The organism is Pseudomonas sp. GW822-FHT03F04, assembly GCF_058801405.1.
In genome coordinates this window covers 366,290-379,357 of record NZ_JBXANF010000004.1, presented here as the reverse complement: position 1 = coordinate 379,357, position 13,068 = coordinate 366,290, and the positions used below count along the sequence as shown (strand labels likewise).

The 13,068-nt window shown below is 61.1% G+C and carries 8 protein-coding genes; 2 read left to right on the top strand and 6 right to left on the bottom strand.

Annotated elements, in window-relative coordinates; all coding sequences use genetic code 11:
* Positions 1-12 precede the first annotated feature (12 nt).
* Positions 13-1,137: a GNAT family N-acetyltransferase gene (locus AC1RMX_RS11455; RefSeq protein WP_493071916.1), complete on the bottom strand. Its 1,125-nt coding sequence runs from the start codon at positions 1,135-1,137 to the stop codon at positions 13-15.
* A gap of 280 nt (positions 1,138-1,417) precedes the next feature.
* Between AC1RMX_RS11455 and AC1RMX_RS11450 the strand changes: the two genes are divergently transcribed.
* A complete protein-coding gene (locus tag AC1RMX_RS11450) occupies positions 1,418-2,749 on the top strand; it encodes a putative porin (protein WP_096819360.1) in 1,332 nt (443 codons plus the stop codon).
* A 135-nt stretch (positions 2,750-2,884) separates the two neighbouring features.
* On the opposite strand, the gene AC1RMX_RS11445 is transcribed toward AC1RMX_RS11450, so the two are convergent.
* The 5 genes from AC1RMX_RS11445 to aceK all read right to left on the bottom strand — a co-directional run bounded on the left by AC1RMX_RS11445 (position 2,885) and on the right by aceK (position 10,966).
* Positions 2,885-3,121 carry an anti-sigma factor family protein gene (locus AC1RMX_RS11445; RefSeq protein WP_096819361.1) on the bottom strand — a complete coding sequence of 79 codons (237 nt, stop codon included), beginning with the start codon at positions 3,119-3,121 and terminating at the stop codon, positions 2,885-2,887.
* Positions 3,115-3,729, bottom strand: coding sequence for an RNA polymerase sigma factor (locus tag AC1RMX_RS11440; protein WP_102620240.1), 615 nt, complete (start codon positions 3,727-3,729; stop codon positions 3,115-3,117). Before AC1RMX_RS11440 ends, AC1RMX_RS11445 begins: the two co-directional genes overlap by 7 nt.
* An 80-nt stretch (positions 3,730-3,809) precedes the next feature.
* The gene (locus AC1RMX_RS11435) at positions 3,810-4,931 is read right to left on the bottom strand and encodes a beta-ketoacyl-ACP synthase III (RefSeq protein WP_096819363.1); all 1,122 of its coding nucleotides are present in this window, start codon (positions 4,929-4,931) and stop codon (positions 3,810-3,812) included.
* A gap of 212 nt (positions 4,932-5,143) precedes the next feature.
* On the bottom strand, positions 5,144-9,055 hold the full coding sequence (gene hrpA, locus AC1RMX_RS11430) for an ATP-dependent RNA helicase HrpA (RefSeq protein WP_096819364.1): 3,912 nt from the start codon (positions 9,053-9,055) through the stop codon (positions 5,144-5,146).
* A gap of 189 nt (positions 9,056-9,244) precedes the next feature.
* On the bottom strand, positions 9,245-10,966 hold the full coding sequence (gene aceK / locus AC1RMX_RS11425) for a bifunctional isocitrate dehydrogenase kinase/phosphatase (protein WP_102620238.1): 1,722 nt from the start codon (positions 10,964-10,966) through the stop codon (positions 9,245-9,247).
* A 416-nt stretch (positions 10,967-11,382) separates the two neighbouring features.
* On the opposite strand from aceK, the gene AC1RMX_RS11420 reads away from it, so the two are divergent.
* Positions 11,383-13,008, top strand: a complete 1,626-nt coding sequence (locus AC1RMX_RS11420) for a methyl-accepting chemotaxis protein (RefSeq protein ID WP_493071908.1) — start codon at positions 11,383-11,385, stop codon at positions 13,006-13,008.
* Positions 13,009-13,068 lie beyond the last annotated feature (60 nt).

The window sequence follows — 13,068 nt, the reverse complement described above, 5'->3', positions numbered from 1 at the left end:
CAGCGGCGAGGATCAGGCTTGCCGATACGGCAAGGCGCTCCTCGCCTCTTCCGCGTAAGCCAGAACACCGGCGCGTTCCTGCTGGAGGAAATCCTTCACGGCGGCTTTCAGGCCGGGATGACGCAGGTAGTGCCAGGAATGGGTGATCACCGGTTCAAAGCCGCGAATCAGTTTGTGTTCGCCCTGGGCGCCGGCGTCGAAACGCTGGAAACCCTGGGCAATCGCGTAGTCCATGCCCTGATAGAAACAGGTTTCGAAATGCAGCCGGTCGAACTCGGCCAGGCAACCCCAGTAACGACCGTAAAAGCTGTCGCCCCCCACCAGACTGAACGCCATCGCCACCGGCCTTGAACCCTGTTTGGCCAGCACGACACGAATCGATTCCGGCATGCGCTCGGCCAGCAAGCTGAAAAACCCCCGTGTCAGATACGGCGCCTGACGACGCACCGCATAGGTGTTGGCGTAGCAGGCGTAAACAAAATCCCACTGCGCCTCGTCCAGTTCTCGTCCTTCCAGCCATTCGAACTCGAAACCCTGCCCCGCCACTTGCTCGCGCTCCTTTCGCATCTGTTTGCGCTTGCGCGAACTGAGCACGTCGAGAAAGTCCTGGAAGTCGCGATAGCCGCGATTCTGCCAGTGATATTGACAGCCGATGCGTTGCAGCCAGCCCGGTTGTTCGGCCATGGCAGCGTCGGTGAAGGGGTCAGTGAAGTTGATGTGGGCGCTGGAGAGTTCTTCGATTTGCAGATAGCCCGGCAGGCTCTTGAGCAGTTCGAATCCGTCCTCGACGTTCGCCGCCAGCAACCGCGGACCACTGACCGGGCTGAAGGGCACGGCGCTCAGAAACTTGGGGTAGTAATCAATGCCGGCGCGGGCGCAGGCGTCGGCCCAGCCGTGATCGAACACGTATTCGCCGTAGGAATGCCACTTGCGGTAACCGGGCAGCGCCGCGATCAGACGACCGTCTTCGACATGCAGCAAATGCTCCGGCTGCCAGCCGGTGTGCGGGCCGACACTGCCGCTGTCTTCCAGCGCGCCGAGGAAAGCATGGCGCAGAAACGGCTGGTTGTCCGGCACCAGTGCATCCCAGAGCGCCGGTTCGATTTCCGACAGTTTTTGCAGGCGCTGCAACGGCATTTTCCTCTCCACATCCGGGCCTGAAAGCCTCGCGAGTATCGCCCATCGCCTTGATCTTGCACACGACCAATTGCGCGACAGCGCTCTAAATCAATAGTTCACGGAAGTTTTGTATCGTCATCAACCTGCCATCACCGTGCCACTGCTCTGTCATAAACCATCGCGATACTGGCGCCTGTTTTTAGAGCGCCGGGTTCTACCCGGACACAGTTTTCCGACGTTCAAATCGTCGGTTGTGCCCAGGATGGTTCAGCCATCCCTCTCATCTTCGGAGATTGCTATGCGTCTTGCTTCCACGAAAACTGCGGCAGCCCTGTGCGGTGGCCTGTTGCTGGCCATGAGTGTTCCGGCCAGTGCCGCAGTCGACGCCAAACTGCTCGAAATGCTCAAGGCCAACGGTTCCATTACCCAGGCGCAGTACGTAGAACTGCAAACTGAACTGGCCCAGGATCAGAAGGCCCAGCAAATCGCGCAGCAGGCGCAGCAAGAGACCAACGAGCAGATCGCGGCGACCGCGAAGAAAACCAACGAACTGAGCACCTTCGACCAGAAACTGGCCTGGGCTGCCAAGACCCAGTTCAAGGGTGACGTGCGTTTCCGTCAGGAAACCGTCAAGAACGATGGCGTACCGAACGCCAAGGACCAGGACCGTCAGCGCATTCGTGCCCGTCTGGGTGCCTACACCGAAATCAACCCGCAGGTGGACACCGGTATCCGTATCGCCACCGGCAGCAGCGACGACGCCCGCTCCACCAACCAGGACCTGAACAACTACTTCGACAAGAAGCAGATCTGGCTCGACCAGGGTTACGTCGACTACCACCCTGACGCCATCAAGAACCTGCACCTGATCGCCGGTAAAATGAACCAGCCTTGGGTGAGCATGGGCGACATCATCTGGGACAGCGACATCAACCCGGAAGGCCTGGCCGTCACCTACAAGTACCCGCTGAACGGCAGCGCCGAACTGTTCGGTAGCGCCGGTCACTACACCCTCAAGGACAACGTCGATGGCGAAGGCGTGCAGTTCAAGCACGACCTGCGTCTGTACGCCGGCCAGTTGGGCGGTCGTTTCGCACTGACCGACAGCCTGAAACTGACCCTGGGCGGCAGTATCTATTCCTACGACAACGACAAGGACAGTGCCTGCCCGACCACCGGCACCGTGACCGCGCCATGCGCCCTGGCCGTCAACGGCAACAGCCCGAACGAAACCTTCAAACTGTATGAAGGCTTTGGTCAGCTGGACGTCGCCAACCTGCCAGTACCGCTGTCGATCTACGGTCAGTACGTCAACAACAACGACGCCAGCAACGACCAGGACACTGGCTGGCTGGCCGGCGTCAAGACCAAGGTTTACGGCTTCGGGATCGACTACAACTACCGCGACGTACAGCGTAACGCTGTGGTGGGTGCCTTCACCGACTCCGACTTCGCCAACGGCTACACCGGTTCGCGCGGCAGCAAGCTGAAAGTGAGCTACGAGCTGGACAAGAACTTCACCCTGGGCGCCACGTATTTCATGGCTAACTCGGACTACACCAACGCCAGCCTCAAGAAGACTGACTCCGACATCAACACCCTGCAACTGGATGCCGAAGCCAAGTTCTAAAACAGCAATGCCAGGCTTCAAGCCGCGAGTGAATGCCTCACTTGTCGCTTGAAGCTGCTTTTCTCCTACAGCCCGGCGCAGCAGCAGCGATCCCCATCATCCGTTCGCCGCTGTTGTGCCGGGCTGTTTTTTGCCTCAGGAATTGTCTTTTCGTCGCTGCTCGGCCAAGCGCTCGGCCAATGCGTCCAGATCCCCTTCCGGTTTCTCCGGCATCTTGCGCAACGTCGCCTGCATCAGCCGCATCTGGCGAATGAAACGCCGGCAATTGGGGCAGAACATCAGGTGATGACGCACCATCAGCTTCTCGCGAAAGCTCAACTGGCCATCGAGATAATCGCTGGATCGTGCCACTTGCTCCTTGCAGGTCAACATTCGCCGGTCTCCTCAAAATGTTCCACGGTCGCGAAGACCTTCAAGCGTGCCCGATGCAGCAGCACACGGACATTGGAGAGCGAGATCTCCAGAAGATTACAGATCTCTTCCAGCTCCAGGCCCTGACGCTCGCGCAGCAACAGCACACTGCTTTGCAGTTCTGACAGGCTGAGCAGCGTGTGCTCCAGGCATTCGCGCAGTTCATTTTCGGTGAGCAGCGCTTCGGGCGTGTCCTGATGCCAGGCGAACGGTGCGACCAGCCAGTGACCGTCGCCGGGAGAAAAACGGTCGTCGTCGATGGTGCCGTGGGGCGACGGCAGATCATCCATCAGCACTTCCCGGCGATTCTGCTTGTAGCGACCCTTGGCCGAGTTGGCGGTGATGGTCAGCAGCCAGGTCTTGAGACTGGAGCGGCCCTCGAAGCTGCCGATATGGCGCACCACCGACAGCCAGGCGTCCTGCACCACTTCTTCGACGTGGCGCTGGCCGACAATCGCATAGGCCACCGCGCGCATGGCGCTCTGGTAGGTGGTGACCAGTTCCTTGAAAGCCTTTTGCTCGCCAGCCAGCAGGCGTTCGAGCAATTGAGTGTCATCCGTTGCAGCCATCGATACCTCACGGGCAAAAAAAATCGCAGCCTGCGACGGCTCCCGAAGAAGCGCGCAGGCTGCGATCTTTTAACACGGACTCAGCGTTTGCGCAGAATCACGCTACCAATCGAATAACCGGCACCGAACGAGCTCAGTACCGCCAGCGAACCGGCCGCCAGATCGTCCTGGTACTTGTGGAAAGCGATCACGGAACCGGCGGAGCTGGTGTTGGCGTAGGTGTCGAGAATCACCGGGGCTTCTTCTTCGGTGGCTTCGCGGCCCAGCAACTTGCGCACGATCAGGTGGTTCATGCTCAGGTTGGCCTGGTGCAGCCAGAAACGCTTCACGTCGCCAACGTTGAGCTTGTTCTCTTCCAGATGCTCGCCGATCAGCTCGGCCACCATCGGGCAGACGTCCTTGAACACCTTGCGACCTTCCTGCACGAACAGTTTGTCGCGGGCACCGATGCCCTCTTCCGCTGCGCGGTTGAGGAAGCCGAAGTTGTTACGGATGTTGTTCGAGAACTTGGTCAGCAGTTTGGTGCTGACCACGTCGAACTGGTGTTTCGACGTCGCCGTATCGGCACGCTCGATGACGACGGCGGTGGCGGCGTCACCGAAAATGAAGTGGCTGTCGCGGTCGCGGAAGTTCAGGTGACCGGTGCAGACTTCCGGGTTGACCATCAGGATCGCCCGGGCCTGGCCCAGTTGCACGGTGTTGGCGGCTTGCTGGATGCCGAAAGTCGCCGACGAGCAGGCGACGTTCATGTCGAAACCGAAACCCTGGATGCCCAGCGCTTCCTGGACTTCGATGGCGATGGCCGGGTAGGCGCGTTGCAGGTTGGAGCAGGCGACGATCACACCGTCGATGTCGGCGGCGGTCTTACCGGCACGCTGCAGGGCTTGTTCGGCGGCACCGATGGCCATCTGGCAAAGCACCGACCACTCGTCGTTGGAACGCTCCGGCAGGCGTGGCGCCATGCGCGCAGGGTCGAGAATGCCGTCCTTGTCCATGACAAAGCGGCTCTTGATGCCCGAGGCTTTTTCGATAAACGCGGCACTGGATTCGGTCAGGGCCTGGATTTCACCGCTGGCGATGGCGTCAGCGTTGTCGGCGTTGAACTGCGCGACGTAGGTATTGAAAGACTGCACCAGCTCTTCGTTGGAGATGCTGTTGGCCGGGGTGTACAGGCCGGTGCCGCTGATGACGACGTTATGCATGGTCGTTTCTCTAATCTGTTCAGGCAGAAAGTGCTGGCACCGACGTGCCAACACGCAAAGGGTCTATTCCCATAGAGGGGACGCAAAAACCTGGCATCGCTTTATTCCGACCTCACCCGCGGCTGACAAGGCTCAAAACCGCGGGGCCGGCGTTTATAGGCGCGAAGTTTGCCATAAACCTTGGCATTTGGCGCCTTTTGCAGGATCGGAGGTCAGGCCTCGACCTGCGTCCACTGTTTGTTCAGGCGCTTATCGGAGATCGGCACTTTCGTCCCCAACTGCTGGGCGAACAACGAAACCCGATACTCTTCCAGCCACCAGCGATACAGCTCGAGCTGCGGATCGCGTTTGCCTTCCTGAGCATGTTTGGCCGCGCGCGTCTGGTATTGCGTCCAGAGCCCGGCGAGTTCGCCGCTCCAGACCCGATCCTTCTGCACCTGCGCGCCCAGTTTTTCGAAACGTTGCTCGACGGCCTTCAGATAACGCGGCAACTCCTTGAGCCACAGCATCGGCGTTTCGCGGACGAAGCCCGGATACACCAGATGGCTGAGCTGCAGCTTGATGTCGTTAAGCGCCACCGCCTGAGCCAGGTCGATCTTGCCCTTGAAGCGTTTTTGCAGACCGTGCCAGAGCTTGAGGATTTCCAGGGTCAGACGCGCCACCCGTTCGGCGTGCTCGGTCCAGCTGCCACGCTTGCGCTCGGCCAACGCGGCCAGACCTGCGCCGTCACGAGGCAACGGATCTTCACCATCAAGAATGCAGCTGTCGAGGCTGGCCAGCAGAATGTCTTCCACCAGCGCATCGACCCGGCCCAGTTCGCGGTACAACAAGCCCAGTTCGGTCAGGCCCGGCAACTTGCCGCGCAGGAACTTGGCCGGTTCAGCCAGTTGCTGCATCAACAGTCGCTGCAAGGCGCGGCGATGCTGGAACTCGGCTTCGGCCGGGGTCGAGAAGCGACCTTCCTTGACCGTACCGCCCTCCTCCACCAGCGCCGGATAGACCGTCATCGACAACCCGGCAATCTTCTGCTGAGTCTTTTCCGCCACCGCTGCGAAGACCTTGGCTTCCACCGGTTGCTGGCTTTTCGCGCTCTGCGGCACGGCCAATGCAGCCTGGCTGGCTTCGGCGAAACGTGCCGTCAGCTCCGCCAGATCACGCCCTTCGCCAAGGAACTTGCCCTGGCCGTCGACGATTTCCAGGTTCATCCGCAGATGGCTTTCGACCTGTTGCTCAGCTTCCGCCCAGGCTTCGTCGCTGACCCGCGCACCGGTCATGCGCAGCAGTTCACGGCCCAGCGCCTGCGGCAACGAACCTTCGGCAAAGGTCATGCGTTGCAGCGCGGCCTTGATGAAGTCCGGCACCGGCACGAAGTTCTTGCGCAAGGCCTTGGGCAGGTTACGCACCAGCGCAATGCACTTGGCCTCGATCAGCCCCGGCACCAGCCATTCCAGGCGTTCCGGCGGCAGCATCGGCAACAGCGGTGCCGGTACGCGCAGGGTCACACCGTCACGCGGGTGATTCGGTTCGAAGTGATAACTCAGCGCCAGTTCCAGGTCGCCGATGTGCAGCGTGTCCGGGTAATGCTGGGCGGTGACTTCGCTGGCTTCGCGAGCCAGCACGTCTTCCTCGCGCATGATCAGCAGTTGCGGATCTTTCTGGCTGTTGACCCGATACCAACTGTCGAACGTCGCGGTCTGGTGGATCTCCGCCGGCAATCGCGCATCGTAGAAGGCGAACAGGGTTTCCTCGTCGGCCAGAATGTCCCGGCGGCGAGCCTTGGCTTCCAGTTCGTCGAGTTGTTCCAGCAGTTGCTTGTTGGCCGTCAGGCATTTGGCCCGGGACTGAATCTCGCCACGCACCAGGCCTTCGCGGATGAACAGCTCCCGCGAGACCACCGGATCCACCGGGCCGTAATGCACCGGTCGACGACCGACCACGATCAGGCCGAACAGGGTGATCTGTTCGAACGCCACAACCTGGCCGCGCTTTTTCTCCCAATGCGGTTCGAAGTGGTTCTTCTTGATCAGGTGCCCGGCCAGCGGTTCGATCCAGTCGGCGTCGATCTTGGCCACCATCCGCGCATAGAGCTTGGTGGTTTCCACCAGTTCGGCGGTCATCACCCACTGCGGACGCTTCTTGCCGATGCCCGACGACGGGTGAATCCAGAACCGCCGCTGACGGGCGCCAAGATAGTCGCCGTCCTCGGTTTTCTGACCGATCTGGCTGAGCAGACCGACCAGTACCGCTTTGTGCAACTTCGGATAGTCCGCCGGCTCTTTATTGAGGCTCAGCTGCAAGTCGCGGCAGATCAGGCTCAACTGACGATGGGAATCGCGCCACTCGCGCAAGCGCAGGTAGTTGAGGAAATTCTTGCGGCACCAGTTGCGCAGCGGGCTGGCAGTCAGCGCCTGGCGCTGCTCTTCAAAACCGCGCCACAGATTGACCAGCCCGGCGAAGTCCGAATCGATGTCCTTCCACTGGGCGTGGGCCTGATCGGCCGCTTGCTGACGCTCCGGCGGACGCTCGCGCGGGTCCTGAATCGACATGGCGCTGGCGACGATCAGCACTTCCTGCAGACTGCCAAGCTTGGCGGCTTCGAGCAGCATGCGGCCCATGCGCGGATCCACGGGCAGGCGCGCCAACTGGCGGCCGAGCGGCGTCAGCTGACTGTTGCGATCCACTGCCGACAGCTCTTGCAGAAGGTTGAAACCGTCGCTGATCGCCTTGCCGTCCGGCGGCTCGATGAACGGGAAATCCGTGATCTCGCCGAGGCGCAGATGCAGCATCTGCAGGATCACTGCAGCAAGGTTGGTGCGCAGGATTTCCGGATCGGTAAATTCCGGCCGACCGAGGAAATCCTCCTCGCTGTACAAGCGCACGCAGATACCCGGCTCGACCCGGCCGCAACGACCTTTACGCTGGTTGGCGCTGGCCTGGGAAATTGCTTCGATCGGCAGCCGCTGGACCTTGGCGCGGTAGCTGTAGCGGCTGATGCGCGCGGTGCCGCTGTCGATCACGTAACGGATACCCGGCACGGTCAACGACGTTTCGGCGACGTTGGTCGCCAGCACCACGCGACGGCCTGGGTGGGACTGGAAGATCCGCTGCTGTTCGGCCGGCGACAGGCGCGCGTACAACGGCAGGATTTCGGTGTGTTTGAGCTGGGCCTTGCGCAACATATCGGCGGCGTCGCGAATCTCGCGCTCGCCCGGCAGGAACACCAGCACGTCGCCGGGACTGCGACGTTCGCTGCGCTCGTAAGCGGCGATTTCGTCGAGGGTGGCGAGGATCGCCTGATCCACGGTCAGGTCGTCCTCGACGCGGTTGCCCTCTTCGTCCTGCTCCAGGGTCAGCGGGCGATACCAGGTTTCAACCGGGAAGGTGCGGCCGGACACTTCGACAATCGGCGCATCGTCAAAGTGCTTGGAAAAGCGCTCCAGATCGATGGTCGCCGAGGTGATGATGACTTTCAGGTCCGGACGACGCGGCAGCAGGGTTTTCAGGTAACCCAGCAGGAAGTCGATGTTGAGACTGCGTTCGTGGGCTTCGTCGACGATGATCGTGTCGTAGCGTTCGAGGTAGCGGTCGTTCTGGGTTTCCGCCAGCAGGATGCCGTCGGTCATCAGTTTGATCAGGGTGTTGGAATCGCTCTGGTCTTCGAAGCGCACCTGATAGCCGACCAGCGCGCCCAGCGGCGTACCGAGCTCTTCGGCGACCCGGCTGGCCACACTGCGCGCCGCAATTCGACGCGGCTGGGTGTGGCCGATCAGGCCATGTTGGCCGCGACCGATTTCCAGACAGATTTTCGGTAACTGGGTGGTTTTGCCCGAGCCGGTTTCGCCGGCGATGATCAGCACCTGGTGCTTTTCCAGGGCTTTCTTGATTTCGTCACGCTTGGCCGCAATCGGCAGGCTGTCGTCGTAACGGATCACCGGCAGGCTGGCCTTGCGCGCCAGCACTTGATCGCAGGACGCCTGCATGCGCGCCACCCACTGGGCCAGCTTGGCCTCGTCGGGTTTCTTGCGCAGCTCAAGCAACTGCCGCCGCAGCCGGTGACGGTCGGCGAGCATGGCGTGATCGAGGTTTTTCAGCAGTTTGTCGATGGAGGGCGATTCGTCGGTCATCGGGTACGCAATTCGGTCGTCTAGTGGCGCAAGGACGCGATTGTCGCAGATTTGGCTTCTACTGTGGCGAGGGAGCTTGCCCCCGCTCAATTGCGCAGCAATCGCGGCCCGGACTGGCAGGTGGTTCCAGGGCTGCTTTGCAGCCCTGCGGGAGCAAGCTCCCTCGCCACAGAGTGTTCGCTCGCAGAGTTATTCGTTATCGAGGCCCTTGCGCCGATACGGAAAGACGTCGATAACCTTCCCGGCCCGGATCGCCTCCTGCAAGCCCTTCCAGTAATCGGCGTTGTACAACTCGCCATGCAACTGATCGAACAGTTTGCGCTGCGCCGCATCGGCAAACAGGAACGGCGGAAACTCTTCAGGGAACACATCCAGCGGACCGATCGAGTACCACGGTTCGGAGGCCATTTCATCCTCCGGCGTGCGCGGTGCCGGGATGTGGCGGAAGTTGGCTTCGGTGAGAAAGCAGATTTCGTCGTAGTCGTAGAACACCACCCGGCCATGGCGGGTGACGCCGAAGTTTTTCAGCAGCATGTCGCCGGGGAAGATGTTGGCCGCCGCCAGTTGCTTGATCGCCAGACCGTAATCCTCCAGCGCTTCGCGTACCTGGGCTTCGTTGGCGTTGTCCAGATAGAGGTTCAGCGGGGTCATCCGGCGTTCGGTCCAGCAGTGGCGGATCAGCACGGTTTCGCCTTCTAGCGACACCGTGGACGGCGCGACTTCCAGCAATTCCGCCAGGCAGGCTGGATCGAATTTGCTCAGCGGAAAACGGAAGTCGGCGAACTCCTGGGTATCAGCCATGCGCCCGACGCGGTCGACGCTTTTTACCAGTCGGTACTTCTCGATCACCGTGGCGCGGTCGACGTTTTTCGACGGCGAGAAACGGTCCTTGATGATCTTGAACACGGTGTTGAAGCCCGGCAACGTGAACACGCTCATGACCATACCGCGCACGCCCGGCGCCATGATGAATTGGTCATCGGTATTGGCCAGGTGGTTGATCAGCGCGCGGTAGAACTCCGATTTACCGTGCTTGTAGAAACCGATCGAGGTGTACAGCTCGGCGATGTGCTTGCCCGGCAGGATGCGCTTGAGGAAGCCGATGAATTCCGCCGGCACCGGTACATCCACCATGAAATACGAACGGGTGAACGAGAAGATGATCGACACATCGGCTTCGTCGGTGATCAGCGCGTCGATCTGTATCCCCCGCCCCTCGCGGTGTAGCAGCGGAATCACCAGCGGCCACTGATCGTCGTTGGTGTAGATGCGTCCGACCAGATAGGCACCCTTGTTGCGGTACAGCACCGAGGAAAACAACTCGACGCTCAGTTCCGGGTCCTTGCACACCCAGTCCGGCAGGTTCTCGCGCAGTTGCGCTTCCAGGCGCTGCAAGTCGCGGGGCAAGTCGGCATACGCCTCGCTGAAACGGTAATCGGCAAAGATGCTCGCGAGCATGCCCGACAACTGGCCTTGCGGTTTGTAGGTGCGGGTCTGCGCAGCCCGGGCGCGACGCAGGCTCGGCCGGGTGGTGTGAATGAACATGCAGCCGTCGCTGATCAGGTCGTGGCTGAACAGGCCGCAGAAAATCGAGTTGTACCAGGTCTCGGAGAGTTCATCGTCGAAGCGCAGGTCGATGATGCTGATGTAGGCGCTTTTCACCAACGGCCAGCAACTGACCTCCATCAGCGTGTCCGGCTCGAAATACTCGCGCAGGCGCGCGATGGTTTCGTTGACCTTGTCTTCGTAGAGGTTGATCCGCGCCGCCGACGCGGTTTGCGTCTCCTGCCAGCGCGCCTGCTCGAAGCGTTCCCGGGCGCCGTCGGTGATCCGCCGGAAATGCTCGCGGTAATCGTCAAAGCCATCGAGGATCATGCGGGCGATGTCGGTGGCTGGCCATTGCTGCGGCATAGATGAGACCTCTGCGGGAATTGAAGAATCTGCGCTCGAAGGCCTGAGCTTAGCCACGGAAGCGGGGGCAGGAGAAGTGCAATTTCTGCCAAATCCTCGACCGGGTTGTACAACGACACAGTTTTTATCAAAGTTTTTTGAATCGACCGTTCGGTCAATAAACATCCTGAACGGCACTTCCCCCCGCACGGCGCCAGCCCGCGTCTTCTCTGGGTTTCGGATCCAATTTATCAACGACATCTCTAGTCCGCGCCTTTGCACGAGGTGTTCACGCCTGTCCATTCCTCGCGGCGTCGGTCAAAACGGCCCTTACCAAGATACTGGCACTTTGATATACAGCCCGCCATCACCCGCCTCACAACAAGATCCTCGGCCCACGAGGACGACCTCTCCCCCAATGCCCAAGGAGCACATTGATGTCTATCCGGAATCTGCGCATAGGTTTGCGCGCCAGTTTGAGTTTTGCCGTTCTGGCCAGCCTGCTGGTGGTGGTTGGCCTGTTCGGCCTGGGTCAGATGAAAACCCTGCGTGAGAGCGCGGCGGTGATCGAAGAATCGTGGATGCCCAGCATCGAAAGCATCCATGACGCGGCAGCGAACATCGCCAGCATCCGCCTCGAATCCCTGCGCCTGATCACCACCACCCAGGCGGCCATTCGCGAACGAAGCAAAGGCATTCTCACCGCGCAACGCCAGGAATTGCTCAAGCGCCTCGACGACCATAAAGCTTTGATCGCCAACGATCAGGAACGGGCGATGCTGGAAGGTCTGGGCGCCGACACGGCCAAGTACCTGAGCATCCTCGACCAGATCCTCAAGCAGATCGACGTCGGGCAAAACGATCAGGCTTACGCGCGCCTGACCAATGAACTGGCGCCGCAGGGCACGGTACTCGATAAGACGCTGGAGCAAATGATCAGCCTCAATCAGCAAGGTGCGGATGCCGCTGCCAGGTCTGCGGCGGCGATGTACCAGCAGGCGCTGTGGATCGTCGCCACGATCATCGTCATCGCCCTGATCGCCACGCTGCTGCTGGCCTGGCTGCTGACCCGCAGCATCACCGCGCCGATCAATCAGGCGTTGAACGTGGCACGACGCATTGCCTCGGGAGACCTCAGTGGTCGCATCGACAGCGAGGGCCGGGACGAAGCCGCGCAGTTGCTCAGCGCTCTGGCTGAAATGCAGGGCAATCTGCGCTCGACCATCCGCGGCATCAGCGAGTCAGCCCAGCAACTGGCCTCCGCCGCCGAGGAAATGAGTTCGGTGATGGAACAAAGCACCCGCGGCCTGCAACAGCAGAACGACCAGATCGAACAGGCCGCCACCGCGGTTACCGAGATGAGCACGGCGGTGGATGAAGTCGCGGCCAATGCGGTGTCCAGTGCCGAAGCGTCCGAAGCCTCGAACGAGGACAGCAAGCACGGGCACGTGCAGGTCAGCGAGACCATCAACTCGATTCAGGAACTGGTCAGCGCGGTGCTCGGCGCCTCCGAACAGGCCGAGGGCCTCGCGACCCAGGCTCAGGACATCAGCAAGGTGCTGGAAGTGATTCGCGGCATCGCCGGGCAGACCAACCTGCTGGCACTCAACGCCGCCATTGAAGCGGCGCGGGCCGGCGAGGCCGGACGCGGGTTTGCGGTGGTCGCCGACGAGGTTCGCTCGCTGGCGCAACGCACGCAAAATTCCACCGAAGAAATCGAGCTGATGATCAGCAGCATCCAGCAAGGCACCGGCGCCACGGTCGGCGCGTTGCAAAGCAGCGCCGAACAGGCCAGCCAGACCCTGCGCCGAGCCAACAGCGCGGGCCATGCACTGGAGAAAATCACCGCGTCGATTTCCCAGATCAACCAGCGCAACCTGGTGATCGCCAGCGCCGCCGAACAACAGGCGCTGGTGGCCCGGGAAGTCGACGAAAACCTGGTGACCATCCGCGACCTGTCGACCCAGACCGCCGCCGGTGCGACCCAGACGTCTGCCGCCAGTCAGGAACTGTCGCGCCTGGCCGTCGACCTGAACGGCCTGGTGACGCGCTTCGTGCTCTGAGCGAAAAATTAAATGCCCGTTTAGCGGTTGCCATCGTCAGGGCGCTCGGCAACACTCTCG

Excerpts from the sequence above, each read along its gene's own strand:
- hrpA (WP_096819364.1), bottom strand. The coding sequence starts at position 9,055 with ATGACCGACGAATCGCCCTCCATCGACAAACTGCTGAAAAACCTCGAT.
- AC1RMX_RS11440 (WP_102620240.1), bottom strand. The coding sequence starts at position 3,729 with ATGGCTGCAACGGATGACACTCAATTGCTCGAACGCCTGCTGGCTGGC.
- AC1RMX_RS11435 (WP_096819363.1), bottom strand. The coding sequence starts at position 4,931 with ATGCATAACGTCGTCATCAGCGGCACCGGCCTGTACACCCCGGCCAAC.
- AC1RMX_RS11445 (WP_096819361.1), bottom strand. The coding sequence starts at position 3,121 with ATGTTGACCTGCAAGGAGCAAGTGGCACGATCCAGCGATTATCTCGAT.
- AC1RMX_RS11450 (WP_096819360.1), top strand. The coding sequence starts at position 1,418 with ATGCGTCTTGCTTCCACGAAAACTGCGGCAGCCCTGTGCGGTGGCCTG.
- AC1RMX_RS11420 (WP_493071908.1), top strand. The coding sequence starts at position 11,383 with ATGTCTATCCGGAATCTGCGCATAGGTTTGCGCGCCAGTTTGAGTTTT.
- aceK (WP_102620238.1), bottom strand. The coding sequence starts at position 10,966 with ATGCCGCAGCAATGGCCAGCCACCGACATCGCCCGCATGATCCTCGAT.
- AC1RMX_RS11455 (WP_493071916.1), bottom strand. The coding sequence starts at position 1,137 with ATGCCGTTGCAGCGCCTGCAAAAACTGTCGGAAATCGAACCGGCGCTC.